This window comes from Pseudomonas fluvialis, assembly GCF_002835605.1.
Classification (GTDB): domain Bacteria; phylum Pseudomonadota; class Gammaproteobacteria; order Pseudomonadales; family Pseudomonadaceae; genus Aquipseudomonas; species Aquipseudomonas fluvialis.
In genome coordinates this window covers 317,130-335,777 of sequence record NZ_PIYS01000018.1, presented here as the reverse complement: position 1 = coordinate 335,777, position 18,648 = coordinate 317,130, and the positions used below count along the sequence as shown (strand labels likewise).

21 protein-coding genes are annotated in these 18,648 nt (G+C 64.2%); 9 read left to right on the top strand and 12 right to left on the bottom strand.

Annotated elements, in window-relative coordinates; all coding sequences use genetic code 11:
* Nucleotide 1 precedes the first annotated feature (1 nt).
* From phoR to CW360_RS11320, 5 genes are all read right to left on the bottom strand, one after another.
* Complete coding sequence (gene phoR / locus CW360_RS11340; RefSeq protein WP_392527955.1) at nt 2-1,312, bottom strand: phosphate regulon sensor histidine kinase PhoR; 1,311 nt, start codon at nt 1,310-1,312, stop codon at nt 2-4.
* 51 nt (nt 1,313-1,363) lie between these two features.
* Entirely contained in the window at nt 1,364-2,053 is a 690-nt protein-coding gene (gene phoB, locus CW360_RS11335) for a phosphate regulon transcriptional regulator PhoB (protein WP_093986484.1), read from the bottom strand.
* Between the two features lie 146 nt (nt 2,054-2,199).
* Entirely contained in the window at nt 2,200-2,355 is a 156-nt protein-coding gene (gene rpmG, locus CW360_RS11330; protein ID WP_014854577.1) for a 50S ribosomal protein L33, read from the bottom strand.
* Between the two features lie 10 nt (nt 2,356-2,365).
* A complete protein-coding gene (gene rpmB / locus CW360_RS11325) occupies nt 2,366-2,602 on the bottom strand; it encodes a 50S ribosomal protein L28 (protein WP_093986485.1) in 237 nt (78 codons plus the stop codon).
* A 211-nt stretch (nt 2,603-2,813) separates the two neighbouring features.
* Nucleotides 2,814-3,593, bottom strand: a complete 780-nt coding sequence (locus tag CW360_RS11320) for an exodeoxyribonuclease III (protein ID WP_101193763.1) — start codon at nt 3,591-3,593, stop codon at nt 2,814-2,816.
* A gap of 94 nt (nt 3,594-3,687) precedes the next feature.
* Here CW360_RS11320 and pyrE point away from each other — a divergent pair, with 94 nt between their 5' ends.
* Nucleotides 3,688-4,329: an orotate phosphoribosyltransferase gene (gene pyrE, locus CW360_RS11315; protein WP_101193762.1), complete on the top strand. Its 642-nt coding sequence runs from the start codon at nt 3,688-3,690 to the stop codon at nt 4,327-4,329.
* A 43-nt stretch (nt 4,330-4,372) separates the two neighbouring features.
* Nucleotides 4,373-4,963, top strand: coding sequence for a DUF4124 domain-containing protein (locus CW360_RS11310; protein ID WP_101193761.1), 591 nt, complete (start codon nt 4,373-4,375; stop codon nt 4,961-4,963).
* A gap of 13 nt (nt 4,964-4,976) precedes the next feature.
* Here CW360_RS11310 and argB read toward each other — a convergent pair whose 3' ends face one another.
* From argB to coaBC, 4 genes are all read right to left on the bottom strand, one after another.
* The gene (argB, locus tag CW360_RS11305; RefSeq protein WP_093986489.1) at nt 4,977-5,879 is read right to left on the bottom strand and encodes an acetylglutamate kinase; all 903 of its coding nucleotides are present in this window, start codon (nt 5,877-5,879) and stop codon (nt 4,977-4,979) included.
* A 54-nt stretch (nt 5,880-5,933) separates the two neighbouring features.
* Nucleotides 5,934-7,313, bottom strand: a complete 1,380-nt coding sequence (gene algC, locus CW360_RS16965; protein WP_425439765.1) for a phosphomannomutase/phosphoglucomutase — start codon at nt 7,311-7,313, stop codon at nt 5,934-5,936.
* Between the two features lie 1,258 nt (nt 7,314-8,571).
* Nucleotides 8,572-9,027: a dUTP diphosphatase gene (dut, locus tag CW360_RS11295; RefSeq protein ID WP_101193760.1), complete on the bottom strand. Its 456-nt coding sequence runs from the start codon at nt 9,025-9,027 to the stop codon at nt 8,572-8,574.
* A 1-nt stretch (nt 9,028) separates the two neighbouring features.
* Nucleotides 9,029-10,237 carry a bifunctional phosphopantothenoylcysteine decarboxylase/phosphopantothenate--cysteine ligase CoaBC gene (gene coaBC / locus CW360_RS11290; RefSeq protein ID WP_101193759.1) on the bottom strand — a complete coding sequence of 403 codons (1,209 nt, stop codon included), beginning with the start codon at nt 10,235-10,237 and terminating at the stop codon, nt 9,029-9,031.
* Between the two features lie 160 nt (nt 10,238-10,397).
* On the opposite strand from coaBC, the gene radC reads away from it, so the two are divergent.
* Nucleotides 10,398-11,072, top strand: coding sequence for a RadC family protein (gene radC, locus CW360_RS11285; protein WP_093986492.1), 675 nt, complete (start codon nt 10,398-10,400; stop codon nt 11,070-11,072).
* On the opposite strand, the gene CW360_RS11280 is transcribed toward radC, so the two are convergent.
* Nucleotides 11,073-11,432, bottom strand: a complete 360-nt coding sequence (locus CW360_RS11280; RefSeq protein WP_101193758.1) for a DUF4870 domain-containing protein — start codon at nt 11,430-11,432, stop codon at nt 11,073-11,075. It lies immediately after the preceding gene.
* 24 nt (nt 11,433-11,456) lie between these two features.
* Nucleotides 11,457-12,179: a ribonuclease PH gene (gene rph / locus CW360_RS11275; RefSeq protein WP_101193757.1), complete on the bottom strand. Its 723-nt coding sequence runs from the start codon at nt 12,177-12,179 to the stop codon at nt 11,457-11,459.
* Nucleotides 12,180-12,314: 135 nt separating this feature from the next.
* Between rph and CW360_RS11270 the strand changes: the two genes are divergently transcribed.
* The 6 genes from CW360_RS11270 to CW360_RS11245 all read left to right on the top strand — a co-directional run bounded on the left by CW360_RS11270 (nt 12,315) and on the right by CW360_RS11245 (nt 17,629).
* Nucleotides 12,315-13,178, top strand: a complete 864-nt coding sequence (locus CW360_RS11270; RefSeq protein ID WP_093986495.1) for a YicC/YloC family endoribonuclease — start codon at nt 12,315-12,317, stop codon at nt 13,176-13,178.
* Between the two features lie 42 nt (nt 13,179-13,220).
* Complete coding sequence (gene gmk / locus CW360_RS11265) at nt 13,221-13,838, top strand: guanylate kinase (protein WP_093986496.1); 618 nt, start codon at nt 13,221-13,223, stop codon at nt 13,836-13,838.
* Between the two features lie 108 nt (nt 13,839-13,946).
* Entirely contained in the window at nt 13,947-14,210 is a 264-nt protein-coding gene (rpoZ, locus tag CW360_RS11260) for a DNA-directed RNA polymerase subunit omega (RefSeq protein WP_093986497.1), read from the top strand.
* A gap of 59 nt (nt 14,211-14,269) precedes the next feature.
* Nucleotides 14,270-16,384 carry a bifunctional GTP diphosphokinase/guanosine-3',5'-bis pyrophosphate 3'-pyrophosphohydrolase gene (gene spoT, locus CW360_RS11255; protein ID WP_101193756.1) on the top strand — a complete coding sequence of 705 codons (2,115 nt, stop codon included), beginning with the start codon at nt 14,270-14,272 and terminating at the stop codon, nt 16,382-16,384.
* A gap of 128 nt (nt 16,385-16,512) precedes the next feature.
* Nucleotides 16,513-16,896, top strand: coding sequence for a RidA family protein (locus tag CW360_RS11250; RefSeq protein WP_093986499.1), 384 nt, complete (start codon nt 16,513-16,515; stop codon nt 16,894-16,896).
* Complete coding sequence (locus CW360_RS11245) at nt 16,874-17,629, top strand: hypothetical protein (protein ID WP_245874702.1); 756 nt, start codon at nt 16,874-16,876, stop codon at nt 17,627-17,629. The genes CW360_RS11250 and CW360_RS11245 overlap by 23 nt, the downstream gene beginning before the upstream one ends.
* Before the next feature lies 1 nt (nt 17,630).
* Here the strand turns inward: CW360_RS11245 and CW360_RS11240 are convergent, their stop codons facing one another.
* A complete protein-coding gene (locus CW360_RS11240; RefSeq protein WP_101193755.1) occupies nt 17,631-18,482 on the bottom strand; it encodes an NAD-dependent epimerase/dehydratase family protein in 852 nt (283 codons plus the stop codon).
* Between the last annotated feature and the right edge of the window lie 166 nt (nt 18,483-18,648).

Here is an 18,648-nt window from a genome sequence, read left to right as displayed (position 1 = left end):
ATCAGTGGCGGCGCACCGCCTGGCTGGCCGGGAAGTGGCAGGTGAAGGTGCTGCCCTTGCCCGGCGTGCTGCTGATGTCCAGGCGGCCACGATGGCGCAGCAGCACATGCTTGACGATGGCCAGCCCCAAGCCGGTACCGCCGGTGTGGCTGGCCCGGCTGGAATCGACCCGGTAAAAGCGTTCGGTGAGGCGTGGCAGGTGCTTGGCCTCGATACCGATGCCACTGTCCTGCACGGCGAGGTGTGCGCCCTGCTCGTCGCTCCACCAGCGAATGCTGATCTCGCTTTCATCCGGGCTGTACTTGACCGCATTGAAGATCAGGTTGGAGAAGGCACTGCGCAGCTCCGCTTCGCTGCCCTTGAGCTTGAGGTGCGGGTCGGCCTGTAGCTGCAGACGATGCCGGCGTGCCCCGGACAGTGCCTGGGCGTCGCTCTTGATCGACAGCAACAGCAGGTCGACCGCCACCGGCTGGCTGTCCGAGGGGTAGTCGGTAGCTTCGAGCTTGGCCAACAGGAGTAGGTCGTTGAGCAGGTTCTGCATGCGTCCGGCCTGTTGCTGCATCTGCTGCATGGGGCGTAGCCAGCGCGGATTGATCTGCTCGACATTGTCCAGCAGGGTTTCCAGGTAGCCGGTGATCACCGTCAGCGGTGTGCGCAGCTCATGGGAGACATTGGCGACGAAGTCCTTGCGCATCTGTTCCAGCTGGTGAAGGCGGGTGACATCGCGCACCAGCATCAGGTGTTCGCGGTTGCCATAGCGGGTGATGTGGAACTGCAGGCGCAGACGGTCATTGATCGGTGAGGGCAGCTCCAGGTTGTCGTGGAAGTTACCCTGCTCGAAATACTCCTTGAAGCGTGGATGACGCACCAGGTTGCTGATCGCCTGGCCGCTGTCCTGCGGGCTCTTCAGGCCCAGCAGGGTCTCGGCGGCGCGGTTCCACCATTCCAGGTTGCCCTGGCTGTCGAGCATGATCACCGCATCCTTGAGCGCTGCAGTGGATTCCTGAACACGGTCGATCACCGCCTGTAGGCGCCCACGAACGCGCAGGTCACGGCGCTGCAGGTGGTAGATGCTGTCGAAGACCTCACCCCACAGGCCGTAGCCGTCGGGCGGAGGCTCGTCCTCCTGGCGCTCGCGCAGCCACTTGTGCAGGCGTAGCAGCTGGCTGAGATGCCAGCCCAGGTAGCCGGCCAGGCCGAATGCCAGTGCCCAGGCGTATTCACCGCTGATCAGGCCCAGCAGCAGGCAGCCAGCCAGCAACAGCAGCAGGCGGCGTATCAGGGCGCCGCGCCAGTTATGGTTCAACACAATGCGTCCCTTCTGCAGGCGCTCAACACGGGCAGGCCTGGGCCAGACAGCCGTTCAACCCTTGGTGGAGAAACGATAGCCGGTGCCGCGCACGGTTTGCACGAGGTTTTCGTAAGCCTCGCCCAGTGCCTTGCGTAGGCGGCGGATATGTACGTCGACGGTACGCTCCTCGACATACACGTTGCCCCCCCAGACCTGGTCAAGCAGCTGGCTGCGGGTGTAGGCGCGCTCCTGGTGGGTCATGAAGAACTGCAGCAGGCGGTATTCGGTGGGTCCCATCTCGGCCGGTTGGCCATCGATGGTGACGCGATGGCTGACCGGATCGAGCAGCAGGCCGCCGACTTCGATGGGCGCTTCGCTGTCTGCGGGGCCGGCGCGGCGCAGCACGGCCTTGAGGCGGGCAACCAGTTCGCGTGGCGAGAACGGCTTGGTGATGTAGTCGTCGGCACCGACTTCCAGGCCCTGGATCTTGTTGTCTTCCTCGCCCTTGGCGGTGAGCATGATGATGGGGATGTCGCCGGTCAGTTCGTCGCGCTTGAGGCGGCGTGCCAGCTCGATGCCACTGGTGCCGGGGAGCATCCAGTCGAGGAGGATCAGGTCTGGTTTGCGGTCGACGATACAGGCGTGCGCCTGCTGGGTATTCTCTGCTTCGAGACAGTCATAGCCGGCCATTTCCAGGGCCACGGCGATCATCTCGCGGATGGGCGCTTCGTCGTCAACGATGAGAATGGTCTTGCCTGCCATGGTTAAGCCTTGTCCGTTTGCGGTTCAGATGCAGGGCATTAGATAACGGAATTATTGCAGGCTTGTGACAGCGGCCGGGGTGCGGCACACCGCCAAAATGAAAAAACCCGCCACGGGGCGGGTTTTTTCTCAGGCGGCCGGATCAATTACTTGATCTTGGCTTCCTTGTAGATCACGTGCTTACGAACGACCGGATCGTACTTCTTGATTTCGATCTTGTCGGGCGTGGTGCGCTTGTTTTTGTCGGTGGTGTAGAAGTGGCCGGTACCGGCGCTGGACACCAGACGGATCAGATCACGCATGACAGTCTCCTTAAACCTTTTCGCCGCGAGCGCGCAGCTCAGCCAGCACTACGTCGATACCACGCTTGTCGATGACACGCATGCCCTTGGCCGAAACGCGCAGACGCACGAAACGCTTTTCCGACTCGACCCAGAAGCGATGGTGCTGCAGGTTCGGCAGAAAACGACGACGGGTTTTGTTGTTTGCGTGGGAAATGTTGTTCCCAACGGCCGGACCCTTACCGGTCACTTGACAGACTCTCGACATACCTCAGCCCTCTAAACCACATGCCCAACCCGGCATGGGTTGGCCGCTTGAACTTTCACTCATAGGCGCTAACGCCCGTTTCATCAGGGTCTTACCTGCTTGTCACGACAGGTCGTGCGCAGGGCCCCTCGAAAAGAGCGCTGCTTTATATCAGAGCAGCCCTGGCAAAGCAAGGCGCAACGCATGTTGCGGGCGTCTGGCGACGGACGGCTCAGAGGCTCAGGGTCCAGTCGTAGTCAATGATCAACGGCGCATGCTGGGAGAAGCGCGGCTGGCGTGGCAGGCGTGCGCTGCGTACCGAACGGCGCATGCCGGGCGTGAGAATCTGGTAGTCGAAACGCCAGCCGAGGTTCAGCGTCTGCGCCTGCTCGCTATCCGGCCACCAGCTGTACTGCTCGCCTTCGCGGCTGACTTCACGCAGGGCATCGACATAGCCGAGGTTGCCGAACACTTCATCGAGCCAGGCGCGCTCGGGGGCGAGAAAGCCCGGCAGTTGCTGGCAGTCGCGCCAGTTCTTCACGTCCAGCTTGTTCTGTGCCGCATACAGCGAACCGCAATAGATGTATTCACGGCGTTTGCGGCGCTGCTTGTTCAGGTAGTGGGTGAAGTCGTCGATGAACTTGAACTTCTGGTTCAGGTCCTCGTCGCCGCGCTGCCCGGAAGGCAGCAGCAGGCTGGCGATACTCACCTTGTCGAAGTCGGCCTGCAGGTAGCGTCCATAGCGATCGGCCAGCTCGAAGCCCAGGCCGCTGATCACCGCCTTGGGCTGCAGGCGCGAGTACAGTGCCACGCCGCCCTGCTCGGGTACTTCGGCTGCACTGGCATACAGGTAATAACCATCCAGCTGGAAGGCCTGGTCATCCATCTCGTCCAGGCTGGCCCGGGTGTCCTGCAGGCAGATCACGTCGGCATTCTGGGCTTGCAGCCAACTGAGGAGACCTCGTTCGGCGGCAGCCTGAATACCATTCACGTTCACACTGATGATCCGCATAAATGGCCCCTAAAAACTCGTCTGTGTATGATACCCGAGCTCAGCGCTTCTTGGCCAAATCCGTGGCCCGGAGCCGTTTTCGACAGGATTATCCATGCAGGCCTACCAGCGCGAATTCATTCAGTTTGCCATTGAGCGCGGGGTTCTGCGCTTTGGCGAGTTCACCCTCAAGTCCGGACGCACCAGTCCCTACTTCTTCAATGCCGGGTTGTTCAACTCGGGGCTGGCGCTGGCCCGCCTGGGGCGTTTCTATGCGGCGGCACTGGTCGACAGCGGGATTCCCTTCGACGTGCTGTTTGGCCCGGCCTACAAGGGTATTCCCCTGGCGGCCGCTACCGCGGTGGCGCTGGCCGAACAGCATGGCCAGGACCTGCCCTGGTGTTTCAACCGCAAGGAGGCCAAGGATCATGGTGAGGGCGGTACGCTGGTTGGCGCGCCGCTGGCTGGCCGGGTGCTGATCGTTGATGATGTGATTACCGCGGGTACGGCGATCCGCGAAGTGATGCAGATCATCCATGGGCAAGCCGCCCAGGCGGCCGGCGTACTGATCGCCCTGAACCGTCAGGAGCGCGGCCAGGGTGAGCTGTCGGCCATCCAGGAAGTGGAACGCGATTTCCAGATTCCCGTGGTGAGCATTGTCGCCCTTGATCAGGTATTGGAATATCTGGCCGAGGATGCTGAACTGAAGCGTCACCTGCCGGCGGTGGAGGCCTATCGCGGGCAATTTGGAATCTGAATAACAACAAGGGACAGCCGGGTGCGGCCTGTCCCGACAGGGAATGCCTATGTCGAAGCTGCGCGTGATGCCTCTGTTGTGCCTGGCGGCCTGGTTACCTTCGTTGGCGATGGCGACCGAGCTGTATCGCTACGTCAACGACAAGGGGGTGGTGGTCATCGATCGTCAGGGCGTGCCGCCTGAACACATTCACCGTGGCTACGAAGTGCTCAACGAGCAGGGTCGGGTAACCCGCGTGGTGCCAGCGGCACCGCCGCTGGAGGAGCGCCAGCGCCTGCTGGAGGAAAAGAATCGCGCCAAGAGCGACGCCCAGTTGTTGCGGCTGTACGGTACGCCGGAGGACATCGAGCGTGCGCGTGCGCGCAAGCTGCAGGAACTGGATGGGGTGATCAGCGTGGCGCGCGCCAACTTGCAGTCGCTGCGCACCCAGCAGGCCAACCTGCAGAGCCAGGCAGCTGATCATGAGCGGGCGGGCCGGGCTGTGCCGGAGCACTTGCTGGCGCAGATCGACAATCTCAAGGCAGAACAGCGTCGTGTGCGCAGCGACATCCAGCGCTTCAGAGACAATCGCCGCCAGGTAGACGCCGAGTTCCTGCGCGACAAGGCTCGTCTGGTCGAGCTCTGGTCGCGCTGAACCCGGCGCGCGCTCAGGCGCGCTGGTTGCTGATCAGGGTGCCGACACCGCTGTCGGTGAAGATTTCCAGTAGCACGGCGTGCGGCACGCGGCCGTCGATGATGTGCGAGCTGGTCACGCCGGCCTGCACGGCCTCCAGCGCGCAGCGGATTTTCGGCAGCATGCCGCCATAGATGGTGCCGTCGGCAATTAGCGCATCCACCTGTTCGGTGCTCAGCCCGGTGAGCACCTGACCCTGCTTGTCGAGCAGGCCGGCGATATTGGTCAGCAGCATCAGTTTTTCCGCCTTGAGTGCCTCGGCCACCTTGCCGGCCACCAGGTCGGCGTTGATGTTGTAGGACTCGCCCTGCTCGCCGACCCCGATGGGCGCGATGACCGGGATGAAGTCGCCGGAGACCAGCATGTTGATCAGTTCGACGTTGACGCCGATGACCTCGCCGACATGGCCGATATCGATGATTTCCGGCTGGGTCATTTCCGGCGTCTGGCGGCTGACCTTGAGCTTCTTGGCACGGATCAGCTGGGCATCCTTGCCGGTCAGGCCAATCGCCTTGCCGCCATGGCTGTTGATCAGGTTGACGATACTCTTGTTGACCTGGCCGCCCAGAACCATTTCCACCACGTCCATGGTTTGTGCATCGGTCACGCGCATGCCGTCGATGAAGTGACTTTCAATGGCCAGACGCTTGAGCAGATCGCCAATCTGCGGGCCGCCACCGTGCACCACCACCGGGTTGATACCCACTGCCTTCATCAGCACGATGTCACGGGCGAAGCCGGTCTTCAGCTCTTCGCTTTCCATGGCGTTGCCGCCGTACTTGATGACCAGGGTCTTGCCGACAAAACGGCGGATATAGGGCAGTGCCTCGGAGAGAACCTGGGCAACTTCGGTGGCAGCGGCGCGGCTGAGGGTCATGGATAACTCCGGTTAAGCGGTAAGGCACCGGGGCGGATGGCCCCGGCAGGTGGTTCAGAACGGTAGTTGCAGGTCCGGGGCAATGCTGTACAGCTGGGCGCGGAACAGCTCCTGAATGCGCGAGAGCTCTTCGGCAGTCTCGGCTTCGAAGCGCAGCACCAGCACCGGCGTGGTGTTGGAGGCGCGTACCAGGCCCCAGCCCTTGGCGTAGTCGACGCGCACGCCGTCGAGGGTGGTCAGGCTGCCCTCGCCCCAGCTGCCGTCGCGCTGCAGGCGTTCGATCAGGCGGAACTTGTTGTCGTCGGTGACCTCGATGTTCAGCTCCGGCGTGCACAGGTCGTTGGGGAAGGCGCTGAACACCTGCTCGACGCTGCGTCGCTCCTGGCTGAGGATTTCCAGCAGGCGCGCGGCGCTGTAGATGCCATCGTCGAAGCCGTACCAGCGCTCCTTGAAGAAGATATGCCCGCTCATCTCGCCAGCCAGCAGGGCGCCGGTTTCCTTCATTTTCTTCTTGATCAGCGAGTGGCCGGTCTTCCACATCACCGGTCGGCCGCCGTAGCCGCTGATCAGTGCGGTCAGGCGGCGGGTGCACTTGACGTCGAAGATCACGTCGGCACCCGGATTGCGTGTGACCACATCCTTGGCGAACAGCATGAGCAGACGATCCGGGTAGACGATGGTGCCGGTATTGGTCACTACGCCGACGCGATCACCGTCGCCGTCGAAAGCCAGGCCGAGGTCGGCTTCTTCGGCCTTGACCCGGGCGATCAGATCCTTGAGGTTCTCTGGCTTGCCGGGATCCGGGTGATGGTTGGGGAAGTTGCCATCGACCTCACAGTACAGCGGAATCACGCTGCAGCCGAGCGCCTCGAGCAGTTGCGGGGCAATCACCCCGGCTACGCCATTGCCACAGTCGACCACCACGCGCATGGGTTTGGCCATGGCGATGTCGTCGCGGATTTCGCGGAAGTAGCGATCGAGGATTTCCACCGCCTCGACACTGCCCACGCCGCTGGCCAGGTCGTTATTTTGCAGGCGCTGATGCAGGGCGGTGATGCGCTCGTTGGCTAGCGTCTCGCCAGCGATGACGATCTTGAAGCCGTTGTAGTCCGGTGGGTTATGGCTGCCGGTGAGCATGACGCCGGAGCGGGCCTGCAATACGTTGGCGGCGTAGTAGAGCACCGGGGTGGGCACCATGCCGATATCGATGACCTGGCAGCCGCAGTCGATCAACCCCTGAATCAGTCCTTGTACCAGCTCTGGACCGGACAGCCGGCCGTCACGGCCGACCACCACGCCGGGCTCGCCACAGGCCAGGCTTTCCGAGCCGATGGCGCGGCCGATCCAGTAGGCATTCTCACGGGTCAGGCTACTGCCGACCACGCCACGGATGTCGTAGGCGCGGAAGATGCTGGCTGGCAGCGTGGCTGGCAGGCTGCTCGCCGGGCGAGAGCTGGCGGATGGCTGGTCGAGGCCGAGCAGATCCTGGTCTTCATCGAGGATGTCGATGTCGAGAATGTCGGTGTCCTGGAACAAGGGGTTGACCAGCTCTTCGTCGAGGATGCTTTTCTCCAGTGGGCCGGGTGCGGAACTGGTCGCCGGCTTGACGGCAACGCTGGGTGCTTCGCTGCGGCGCGGCAGGCGCACCAGCTGGCGGGCCAGGCTGTCGAGTTCGGCAAGGCTGAGCGAAAAGCCCTTGGGGCTTTTCCCGGCGGCAACTTCCTGGAGTAGCTGGCTGAGCTGCGCGCTGTCTTCCTGCAGGCGCTTGTTCCAGGCGCGTTGCAGCAGCAGCAGCCCGGCGAAGGCACCTGCCAGGCCCAGCAGCAGGGCCAGGCCCAGCATGGGCAACGGGTTGCCGCCGGCCTGCGGATAGAGCGCCGGGCTAAAGCGCAGGCGCCAGTGCGGGTTGCTGGTGGTCAGCAGCAGCGCCGGCTGGCCGCTGTCCTGTCCCTGGCTGGCGAGCAGTTGTTCGGGGGTGTTGCTGAATTGCTGGAGCAGCTGCAGCTGGCCGACCTGGCCGTCCAGGCGTGGCCACAGGTCGAGCAGGCGCTGCAGGTCGACTACCAGGAGCAGTGAGCCCTGCACCAGGCCGCTCTTGCCGCGAATGCTGGTGGCGCTGTAGACCAGCCAGCGCTCGCCGACGCGGAAGGCTTCCGGGGAGGGGTTCTGCCCGCTTTCCGCACGGCGGATCAGGTCCAGCGCGGCAAAGCTGATGGGAGCCGCTGCCTGGGCATTCAGCTCGGCCTGTCCGGGCAGGTTGACGGTAACGCTGACCACCTGTGCCCAGTGCTGGTACTGCGCCTGCAGGGCCTGGATGCGTGGCGTATCGCCAGCGAGCAGGGCTTCAAGCCATTGCGGATTGCTGGCGGCGGCCTGGGTATCGGCCTGCAGTTGGCGCAGGCCAGCGTCGATACTCTGCGTCAGCTGCTCGGCGTGCAGTTGGGCCAGCTGTTGCTGGTGCTGTTCGGCAGAGCTGTTGAGGTTGACCAGCCAGAGCAGGGCCAGGCCGAGCAGCAAGCCGCAGGCTGCCACGGCGAGGCCGGGCAGCAGGGCCTGCAGGGGCGGGCGTTGCTCCTGGGCGGGCTGCTCGGGAAGGCCGACAGGGGTTTCCTGGCTATCTTTTTTCTTTTTGCCAATCAGGCCTTTCACTGCGGCTCTCCTTGTTACGCGGCGAGATGGAAATGGAGCGAGTTCAATGGCTGCCCGAGTGGCCAAAGCCACCGGCGCCGCGCTGGCTGTCGTCGAACTGTTCGACCAGTTCGAAATGTGCCTGTACCACGGGCACCAGCACCAGCTGGGCCAGGCGTTCGCCGACAGCCAGGGTGAAGGCGTGCTGACCGCGGTTCCAGCAGGACACCATCAGTTCGCCCTGGTAGTCGGAGTCGATCAGACCGACTAGATTGCCCAGCACGATGCCATGCTTATGACCCAGTCCGGAGCGCGGCAGGATCAGCGCCGCCAGGCCGGGATCGGCGATGTGGATGGCCAGGCCGGTAGGAATCAGCACGGTTTCCCCAGGTTGCAGGGTCAGATCTTCCTGCAGCATGGCACGCAGGTCGAGCCCGGCCGAGCCCGGCGTGGCGTAGCTGGGCAGGGGAAACTGGCTGCCCAGGCGGGGGTCGAGAATCTTGGCTTGCAGGCTGTGCATGTCAGGCTCGCTGGAGTCGGTCGGCAATGAAGGCAATCAGCTGGCGGGCGATCTTGCCCTTGCTGGTCTGTGCGAAGGCGGTGGGCTGCAACTGGCGATCGATCACGGTGATGGCGTTGTCTTCGCTGTTGAAGCCGATATTCGGGTTGGCGACGTCATTGGCGACGATCAGGTCGAGGTTCTTGTCGCGCAGCTTGCGTGAGGCGTAGTCCAGCAGGTTCTCGGTTTCTGCGGCGAAGCCGACGCTGAACGGCCGGTCGCTGCGCCCCGCTAGGGTGGCGAGGATGTCCGGGTTGCGCACCAGTTGCAACAGCAGCCCGTCCTCGCGGGTGGGGTCTTTCTTCAATTTGTGCGAAGCCACCACTTGCGGTCGGTAGTCGGCCACGGCCGCCGCGGCGATGAGCAGCTCGCAGGGCATGGCCGCTTCACAGGCCGCCAGCATGTCGCGGGCGCTGCTGACGTCGATGCGCTGCACCCGCTGCGGTGTGGGCAGGTGGACCGGGCCGCAGACCAGGGTGACTTGTGCGCCGGCTTCGGCGGCAGCCTCGGCGAGGGCAAAGCCCATCTTGCCGGAGCTGTGGTTGGTGATGTAGCGCACCGGGTCGATCGCTTCGCGGGTCGGGCCGGCGGTGATCAGCACGCGCACGCCGTCCAGCAGGCCCGCCTGGAAGCAGTCGGCGGCGCGCTGGGCGAGTTCTTCGGCTTCCAGCATGCGCCCGGCGCCTGTGTCGCCGCAGGCCTGGCTACCTACCCCTGGTCCGAACAGGCGCATACCGCGCTGCTCCAGCAGCTGGGCGTTGGCCTGGGTGGCGGGGTCGCGCCACATGGCCTGGTTCATCGCCGGGGCCAGGGCTACCGGCGCATCGGTGGCCAGCACCAGGGTAGTCAGCAGGTCGTTGGCCACGCCCTGGGCGAGGCGCGCCATGAGGTCGGCGGTGGCTGGGGCGATCAGGACCAGATCGGCCCAGCGGGCCAGTTCGATATGCCCCATGGCGGCTTCTGCCGCCGGGTCGAGCAGATCCAGGCCGACCGGATGCCCGGACAGCGCCTGCAGGGTCAGCGGGGTAATGAATTCACAGCTGGCGCGGGTCATTACCACGCGGACTTCCGCGCCCTGATCGCGCAGGCGCCGAACCAGTTCGGCGCTCTTGTAGGCGGCAATGCCGCCGCCCACGCCAAGGACGATGCGTTTCCGGAACAGCCGCTGCATAGGCCTGCCTTGTCTGAATCTGCGGGAAGCTGCAGGGTCGGCGTACCTCCCCGGTCGCTGGCCCTGCAAAAAATCTGCGCTACGATAGCACAGGGTCTGGCGTGGAGCAGCGCCGGCCGGCCGCCACGGACTGGCGGGACACTGGACAGGGAGTCAACTCATGAGTATCCGCGACTGGCCGGCCGCCGAACGGCCGCGTGAGCGTTTGCTGCAACGCGGCCCGGCGGCGCTTACCGATGCCGAATTGCTGGCGATTTTCCTGCGCACCGGGGTGGCCGGGTGTAGCGCGGTGGAGCTGGCGCGGCGTCTGCTGGCCGACTTTGGCAGCCTGCGCGCGTTGCTCGAGGCCGACTTGCCGGCCTTTTCCGCGCACCTGGGTCTGGGCCCGGCGAAGTTTGCGCAACTGCAGGCGGTGCTGGAGATGGCCCGCCGCCACCTGGCCGAGCGTCTGCGTCGTGACTCGGCGCTGGAAAGCCCGCAGGCGGTGCGGGATTACCTGAAAGCGCAGCTACGCCACGAGCCACATGAAGTGTTTGGCTGCCTGTTTCTGGATACCCGTCACCGTGTGCTGGCTTTCGAGGCGCTGTTCCAGGGCAGCATAGACGGTGCCAGCGTTTACCCGCGGCAGGTCGTCAAACGCGCACTGGCACACAATGCCGCAGCACTGATCCTGGTGCATAACCATCCGTCCGGAGTGGCCGAGCCCAGCCAGGCTGATCGCCTGCTGACCGAGCGCCTCAAGGAGGCCTTGGGGCTGATCGAGGTGCGCGTGCTCGATCACTTCGTGGTGGGTGAGGGTGAGCCGCAATCCCTGGCCGAGCTCGGCTGGCTGTGATCAGAGAATCGGCCGCCAGCAGAACGGATAGCGGTAGGCCTGGCCTTCATTGGCCTTGATGCCGGCGATGATCGTCAGCACCAGGGCGCCGATGGTAACCAGCGCCAGCAAGGGGAAACCGATGAGGATCAGCATCAGCGGCACGCAGACCAGGCCGGCCAGGGTTACGCTGATCTGGAAGTTCACCGCTTCCTTGCCCTGCGCGTCGACAAAGGGGTCGAGGTCGCGCTTGATCTGCCAGACCACCAGCGGGCCGAGCAGATTGCCGAAGGGGAAGACCAGGCCGAAGAAGGCCGCGAAGTGACACAGCATGGCCCATTGCCGGGCTTCGGCGCTGGGCGGTGTTTGCAGGTCTTGCATGGCGGCTTCTCCGTTGAGGGTAGCTCAGTCGTTATGCAGGGCAGCCTGCTGGGCCTCGAATAGCTGCTGCAGGCCCTGGCGGGCGAGCAGCAGCATGGCATTGAGCTGCTCGGGCTGGAAGGGCTCGCCTTCGGCAGTGCCTTGCACCTCGATGAAGCCTCCCTGGCTGGTCATTACCACATTGAGGTCGGTTTCTGCGGCAGAGTCTTCCGGGTAGTCGAGGTCGAGCACGGCCTCGCCCTGGTACATGCCCACGGAAACGGCAGCGATCATCTGCTTGAGCGGTTCGCCCTTGAGCGCGCCGCGCTTCTTCATCACGGCCAGCGCGTCCACCAGGGCAACCATGGCGCCGGTGATCGACGCGGTGCGGGTGCCGCCATCGGCCTGAATCACGTCGCAGTCGACGTACAGAGTGTTCTCGCCCAGTTTGCTCATATCCAGTGCGGCGCGTAGCGAACGGCCGATCAGGCGCTGGATTTCCAGGGTGCGGCCGCCCTGCTTGCCGCGGCTGGCTTCGCGCTGGGTGCGCTCGCCGGTGGCGCGCGGCAGCATGCCGTACTCGGCGGTCAGCCAGCCTTGACCTTTGCCCTTGAGGAAGCGCGGTACACCGCTTTCCACGCTGACCGTGCAGATCACCTGGGTATCGCCAAACTCCACCAGCACCGAGCCCTCGGCGTGCTTGGTGTAGCGACGGGTGATACGGATCGGGCGCAGCTGATCGGCGGCGCGGCCACTGGGACGCTTCATGGGAATACCTTGTCTTGGGGGATTAACTGCCGGTCATTATAGGGCCTGGCGGGCGGCGCGGCATGTCCGATTGGGCGGCATGCGACGGGTGCGCTACAATCGCCCGTTCATTGATTGCCTGCCGAGGTTTGCCCCATGGTGCACAGCATGACCGCCTTCGCCCGCTGCGAGCAGGCCGGCCCCTTTGGCACCCTGTGCTGGGAGCTGCGTTCGGTCAATCATCGCTATCTGGAGCCGCATCTGCGCCTGCCGGAGAGCTTCCGCGAGCTGGAGGGCGCGGTGCGCGAAGCCCTGCGCCAGGGGCTGTCACGGGGTAAGGTGGAGTGCACCCTGCGTTTTGTCGAGGAAGGCGCCGGGCAACGTCTGCAAGTGGATGAAGCGCGCACCCGTCAGTTGCTGGCAGCGGCGCGCCAGGTGGCTGCACTGATTGCCCAACCGGCGCCGCTCAACCCCCTGGATGTGCTGGCCTGGCCTGGCGTGCTGGTTGCCGATGTGGCTGATCCGCAGGCGCTCAATGCCGCGGCGCTGGCGTTGTTCCAGGAGGCTTTGCAGCAGCTGCGCGAAGGCCGGCAGCGCGAAGGTGGCGAGCTGGCGCGGCTGCTTGGCGAGCGCCTGGATGCCATGCAGGATGAGGTCGCCGCCCTGCGCGAGCAGGTGCCGCACATGCTCGCCAACCAGCGGCAGAAGATTCTTGATCGCTGCGCCGAGCTGCAGGTCGAGCTGGATGCGCAGCGCCTCGAACAGGAACTGGTGTTGCTGGCGCAGAAGAGCGATGTGGCCGAGGAGCTGGATCGTCTGATCACGCACATCGGCGAAGTGCGGCGGGTGCTCAAGGCGGGTGGCGCCGCCGGTCGGCGTCTGGATTTCCTCATGCAGGAGCTCAACCGCGAAGCCAATACCCTGGGTTCCAAGGCGTTCGACCCGCGCTCCACGCAATGCGCGGTCAACCTTAAGGTGCTGATCGAACAGATGCGCGAGCAGGTTCAGAACATCGAATAAGCGGTGGCTGCGCACCGCCCAGACTGATTCCGGAGTATTTGCATGGCCAGCACAGGCACCCTGTACATCGTTTCCGCACCGTCCGGCGCCGGCAAGACCAGTCTGGTCAAGGCGCTGCTCGACAGCCAGGCCAACCTGCGCGTGTCGGTATCGCACACCACGCGGGCCATGCGCCCCGGCGAGGTCGATGGGGTCAACTACCACTTCGTCAGCCGCGAAGCTTTCACGGCGATGCTCGAGCGCAACGAGTTCCTCGAACATGCCCAGGTATTCGACAACCTCTACGGAACCTCCCAGGTATGGGTCGAACAGACCCTCGCCGAAGGCTTCGATCTGATTCTGGAAATTGACTGGCAGGGCGCGGAACAGGTGCGTCGTCTGATGCCGCAGGCCAAGTCGATCTTTATCCTGCCGCCGACCCAAGAGGCCTTGCGCCATCGCCTGACCCATCGTGGCCAGGACAGCGGCGAGATCATTGAACGGCGCATGCGCGATGCGGTCAGCGAGATGGCTCACTATGTCGAGTACGATTACCTGGTGATCAACGACGACTTTGCTCATGCCCTGGATGATCTCAAGGCCATCCTGCGCGCCAATCAGTTGCTCCAGCAGCCGCAACAGCAGCGGCATGCCGGCCTGCTCGGCGAGTTGCTGGCCTGAAGCGGAAGGCTCGCCACGGCCGCCTGTAGCCTGTGGCGCAAAGCTGCTTTAGACTATTCAGTCCGATCGCCCACCCGGGCGTCCCCGTTTTAGATGCAGAGGAACACCATGGCCCGCGTTACCGTTGAAGATTGCCTGGACAATGTCGACAACCGCTTCGAGTTGGTGATGCTGGCCACCAAGCGTGCCCGCCAGCTGGCAACCGGCGGCAAAGAGCCGAAAGTAGCCTGGGAAAACGACAAGCCCACCGTGGTCGCGCTGCGCGAAATTGCCGGTGGCCTGGTAGATGCCGAGTATGTTGCCCAGGAAGAGCTGATCGAAGAAGAACCGCTGTTCGTCAGCTTCGAGGACGAGTCCAGCGAGGCACTCTGATTCATGCCGGCTGAAGGTCATGTGCCGCGAGGACGACCTGGCTGGTCGGGGGTAGCCCCATGTCCGGCATAGACGGTCTCGCCACACGACTTTCCAGCTATCTGGGCGCGGATCAGGTCAACCTGGTCCGTCGCGCCTATTTCTACGCCGAACAAGCACATGATGGGCAGCGCCGCCGCAGTGGCGAAGCCTACGTGACTCATCCGCTGGCGGTTGCCAGCATTCTCGCCGACATGCACATGGATCATCAGAGCCTGATGGCCGCCATGCTGCACGATGTCATCGAAGACACCGGCGTTCCCAAGGAAGCCTTGCAGGCACAGTTTGGCGAAACCGTCGCCGAGCTGGTCGACGGGGTCAGCAAGCTGACCCAGATGGACTTCCAGAGCAAGGCCGAGGCGCAGGCTGAAAACTTCCAGAAAATGGCCATGGCCATGGCCCGCGATATCCGGGTAATCCTGGTAAAGCTGGCCGACCGTCTGCACAACATGCGCACCCTGGATGCCATGCCGCATGACAAGAGCCGGCGTATCGCCAAGGAAACCCTGGAGATCTACGCGCCCATCGCCAACCGCCTGGGCATGCACAGCATGTATGCCGAGTTCGAGGACCTGGGCTTCAAGGCCATGTACCCGATGCGCTCGGCGCACATCCGCCAGGCGGTCAAGCGCGCGCGCGGCAATCGCAAGGAAATTGTCGCCAAAATCGAGGAATCGATTCGCCATTGCCTGGAGCGTGAAGGCCTGCAGGGCGAGGTGAGTGGTCGCGAGAAACACCTGTACAGCATCTACCAGAAGATGCGTGGCAAGCGCCGGGCATTCAACGAGATCATGGATGTCTATGCCTTCCGCATCGTGGTCGACAAGGTGGATACCTGCTATCGCGTGCTCGGTGCGGTGCACAACCTCTACAAGCCCTTGCCGGGGCGTTTCAAGGACTACATCGCGATTCCCAAGGCCAATGGCTACCAGTCGCTGCATACCACGCTGTTCGGCATGCATGGTGTACCCATCGAGATCCAGATCCGTACCCATGAGATGGAAGAGCTGGCCAAGCACGGTATCGCCGCCCATTGGCTGTACAAGTCCAGTGAAGAGGATGCGCCGCGTGGCAACCATGCGCGTGCCCGGCAGTGGGTGAAGGGCATTCTCGAGCTGCAGCAGCGTGCCGGCAACTCGCTGGAATTCATCGAGAGCGTGAAGATCGACCTGTTCCCGGACGAGGTCTACGTGTTCACGCCCAAGGGCCGCATCATGGAGTTGCCGAAAGGCTCCACGGCGGTCGATTTTGCCTACGCGGTGCACACCGACGTCGGCAACAGCTGTATCGCCTGCCGTATCAACCGTCGCCTCGCGCCGCTGTCGCAGCCGTTGCAGAGCGGCTGTACGGTCGAGATCGTCACGGCGCCGGGGACCCGCCCGAATCCGGCCTGGTTGAATTTCGTGGTCAGTGGCAAGGCACGTACGCATATTCGCCACGCCCTCAAGCAGCAGCGCCGCTCCGAGTCGGTGAGTCTGGGCGAGCGCCTGCTCAACAAGGTACTGGCCAGCTTCGACAGCCAACTGGAGCGTGTGCCGGCCGAGCGTATCGAGCAGGTGCTGGGCGAGTATCGTTTCGCCAGCCTGGACGACCTGCTGGAAGACATCGGCCTGGGTAATCGCATGGCCTATGTGGTGGCGCGGCGCCTGCTGACCGAGTCCGGCGAAGGTGGCGAGCTGCCGACCAGCGAGGGCCCGCTGGCCATTCGCGGTACCGAGGGGCTGGTGCTCAGCTATGCCAAGTGCTGCACGCCGATCCCGGGTGATCCGATCATCGGTCACCTGTCCGCCGGCAAGGGCATGGTGGTGCACCTGGATAGCTGTCGCAACATCAGCGATATCCGCCATAACCCGGAGAAGTGCCTGCCGTTGACCTGGGCCAAGGATGTGCAGGGCGAGTTCAATGTCGAGCTGCGTGTCGAGCTGGAGCATCAGCGTGGGTTGATCGCCATGCTGGCCGGCACCGTGGCAATGGCCGACGGCAATATCGAGAAGATCGGCATGGACGAGCGCGATGGGCGGACCAGCGTGGTCCAGTTGATCATCAGTGTGCATGACCGCGTGCATCTGGCGCGGGTCATCAAGAAACTGCGCGCCCTCAAGGGGGTGATTCGTATTACCCGGGCCAAGGCGTAACGCCGCCAGCCTAACGGCGCAGGTCAAAGGCCAAGCCGGCTTATTGAGCCGGCCTGTAGCCTGTCCCCCGCTTTTACTTGCAGCTTGCAGCGCACCGCTTGAAGCTGCGTCTTTCCAAGGAGCGACCCATGAGCAAGACCGTCATCAGCAGCGACAAGGCCCCCGCCGCCATCGGTACCTATTCGCAAGCCATCAAGGCCGGCAACACCGTCTACCTGTCCGGGCAGATCCCTCTCGACCCGCAGACCATGAATCTGGTCTCCGATGATTTCGAGGCACAGACCGTGCAGGTCTTCGAGAACCTCAAGGCGGTGATCGAGGCCGCTGGTGGCGGCTTCCAGGATGTGGTCAAGCTGAACATCTTCCTCACTGACCTGGCGCACTTTGCCAAGGTCAATGAAATCATGGGGCGCTACTTCCAGCAGCCCTACCCGGCCCGTGCGGCGATTGGCGTGGCGGCCCTGCCGCGTGGTGCACAGGTGGAAATGGATGGCATCCTGGTTCTTTCCTGAACCACTGCGCCTGGCCCTGGCTGGGCTGGCGCTGAGCAGCCTGCTGCTGGCTGGCTGCAGTGGACGCAGCGTGGACGGCATCTGGATCAACCAGGCGGCGATTGATGCCGCGGTGGCCGACGATTCGCTGCGCGAGGCGCTGCTGGCCTATGGCCCCAACCTGGAGTGGCGCGTGCAGGCAGCGCGTGGCCTGGCCCGCTTCAGCAATGGCTTCGAACAGGGCGAAGGGCGCCTGCAGGCGCTGGCCGAGGGGGGCTGGCAGGTCGACTTTGGCCTCGATGAGCATGAGCAGCTGCGTCGTTCAGGGGCTGAGTTGCTGCAGGGCGAGGGGCCGTCGTGGCCAGCGCAGCGCTTCCGTCGATACGCGGCCAGCGTTGATGACAGCCCGCTGGGCAGCCATTTCGAGGCTGCGCTGTACCGTGCCTACCTGGGGGGCAGCTGGCTCATTACCCAGGGGCTGGGTGAGCGAGGGCTAGTGCTGTTCCATGCCGATGGCCGCGTCGAGGGCCTGCCGGGTGCCGAACGCTATGCCTTGTGCCTGGCGGGTGACTGCGCGGCCATGGCCGGTGAACACGATAGCCTGTGGCTGCAGCAGGGGGCGCAGGGGCAAACCTGGTTGTTTCGCCGCGAAGGCGAGCAATTGCGGATCTTCCAGGCGATCAACCAGTCGGCCGCCGATGAAATGCCCAGCTACCAGCCGGGCGCCGAGGTTTGGCGCTTGCAGCGCGACTGAGTCAGTCGCCCTGCAGGAGGGCGGTATAGCCCTCGCGATAACTGGGGTAGCGCGGCTGCCAGCCGAGCGCGCGCAAGCGCTGATTGCTGCAGCGTTTGTTGCCGGCACGGCGCATCAGGCCGGCGGGTAGCTGCGTGCTGACCTGCAGCTGCGCGCGTAGCCAGTCGACGACCTCGTGTAGCGGCGCCGGCTGGTCGTCGACGCCGAGGTAGCAGTCCGCCAAAGGCAGCCCGCGCCAATCCGCCTGCAGCAGGAAAGCCAGCAGGCCGGCCGCGTCGTCGGCATGGATGCGATTGCCATACAGCGCCGGCTGGCTGGGCGCACGATAGCCCTGGCGAACCTGATTGAGCAGCCAGTGGCGCCCCGGCCCATAGATGCCGGCAAGGCGTACGCAGGTGGCCGGCAAGCCGCTGCGCCAGGCCAGCTGTTCGGCTTCGCGGAGGATTTGCCCGCTGAAGCTGTCGGCGAGCGCCGGACTCTGCTCGTCGACCCACTCACCGTCGCTCTGTCCGTACACCCCGGTGCTGGATACGAACAGCAGGCGGCGTGGCCGTTGGCCGCGGCTGGCCAGCCAGGCGAGCACCTGTTGCAGGCCATCCACATAGGTGGCCCGATAACCCGCTTCGTCGCCGCGACTTGGCGCGGCGCAGAACACCAGGTAATCGAGCTGTACCGGCCAGGCGGCGGGACAGTCGTGCTGGGCAAGGTCGCCTGGCACTGGCAGGGCTGCGACAGATAGTCGCGAGACATCGCGGCGCAGGCCGTGGACTATCCACTGGCAGGCGTGCAGCTGGCTGGCGAGGCGGTTGCCGACATCGCCGCAACCGGCGATCAGCAGGCTGGGATGCTGCATGGCGGGGGCTCCTGAGGTGGGATGCTGCAGTATGGCGTGCACTTCGGCGGATTGTCCGGCTTACCCCAGGGGCTGTGCAACAATGTTACATGGCAGCTTTATCAAACAAGAATTGTTTGCAATAATGCCGGCAATTTGTGTCGAGCCGCGGGCTCGCATGCGGTTT

What these genes read in the sequence shown, in the direction of transcription:
- phoB (WP_093986484.1), bottom strand. Translation starts at nt 2,053, where the DNA reads ATGGCAGGCAAGACCATTCTCATCGTTGACGACGAAGCGCCCATCCGC.
- rpmG (WP_014854577.1), bottom strand. Translation starts at nt 2,355, where the DNA reads ATGCGTGATCTGATCCGTCTGGTGTCCAGCGCCGGTACCGGCCACTTC.
- rpmB (WP_093986485.1), bottom strand. Translation starts at nt 2,602, where the DNA reads ATGTCGAGAGTCTGTCAAGTGACCGGTAAGGGTCCGGCCGTTGGGAAC.
- CW360_RS11320 (WP_101193763.1), bottom strand. Translation starts at nt 3,593, where the DNA reads ATGCGGATCATCAGTGTGAACGTGAATGGTATTCAGGCTGCCGCCGAA.
- pyrE (WP_101193762.1), top strand. Translation starts at nt 3,688, where the DNA reads ATGCAGGCCTACCAGCGCGAATTCATTCAGTTTGCCATTGAGCGCGGG.
- CW360_RS11310 (WP_101193761.1), top strand. Translation starts at nt 4,373, where the DNA reads ATGCCTATGTCGAAGCTGCGCGTGATGCCTCTGTTGTGCCTGGCGGCC.
- argB (WP_093986489.1), bottom strand. Translation starts at nt 5,879, where the DNA reads ATGACCCTCAGCCGCGCCGCTGCCACCGAAGTTGCCCAGGTTCTCTCC.
- dut (WP_101193760.1), bottom strand. Translation starts at nt 9,027, where the DNA reads ATGCACAGCCTGCAAGCCAAGATTCTCGACCCCCGCCTGGGCAGCCAG.
- coaBC (WP_101193759.1), bottom strand. Translation starts at nt 10,237, where the DNA reads ATGCAGCGGCTGTTCCGGAAACGCATCGTCCTTGGCGTGGGCGGCGGC.
- radC (WP_093986492.1), top strand. Translation starts at nt 10,398, where the DNA reads ATGAGTATCCGCGACTGGCCGGCCGCCGAACGGCCGCGTGAGCGTTTG.
- CW360_RS11280 (WP_101193758.1), bottom strand. Translation starts at nt 11,432, where the DNA reads ATGCAAGACCTGCAAACACCGCCCAGCGCCGAAGCCCGGCAATGGGCC.
- rph (WP_101193757.1), bottom strand. Translation starts at nt 12,179, where the DNA reads ATGAAGCGTCCCAGTGGCCGCGCCGCCGATCAGCTGCGCCCGATCCGT.
- CW360_RS11270 (WP_093986495.1), top strand. Translation starts at nt 12,315, where the DNA reads ATGGTGCACAGCATGACCGCCTTCGCCCGCTGCGAGCAGGCCGGCCCC.
- gmk (WP_093986496.1), top strand. Translation starts at nt 13,221, where the DNA reads ATGGCCAGCACAGGCACCCTGTACATCGTTTCCGCACCGTCCGGCGCC.
- rpoZ (WP_093986497.1), top strand. Translation starts at nt 13,947, where the DNA reads ATGGCCCGCGTTACCGTTGAAGATTGCCTGGACAATGTCGACAACCGC.
- spoT (WP_101193756.1), top strand. Translation starts at nt 14,270, where the DNA reads ATGTCCGGCATAGACGGTCTCGCCACACGACTTTCCAGCTATCTGGGC.
- CW360_RS11250 (WP_093986499.1), top strand. Translation starts at nt 16,513, where the DNA reads ATGAGCAAGACCGTCATCAGCAGCGACAAGGCCCCCGCCGCCATCGGT.
- CW360_RS11245 (WP_245874702.1), top strand. Translation starts at nt 16,874, where the DNA reads ATGGCATCCTGGTTCTTTCCTGAACCACTGCGCCTGGCCCTGGCTGGG.
- CW360_RS11240 (WP_101193755.1), bottom strand. Translation starts at nt 18,482, where the DNA reads ATGCAGCATCCCAGCCTGCTGATCGCCGGTTGCGGCGATGTCGGCAAC.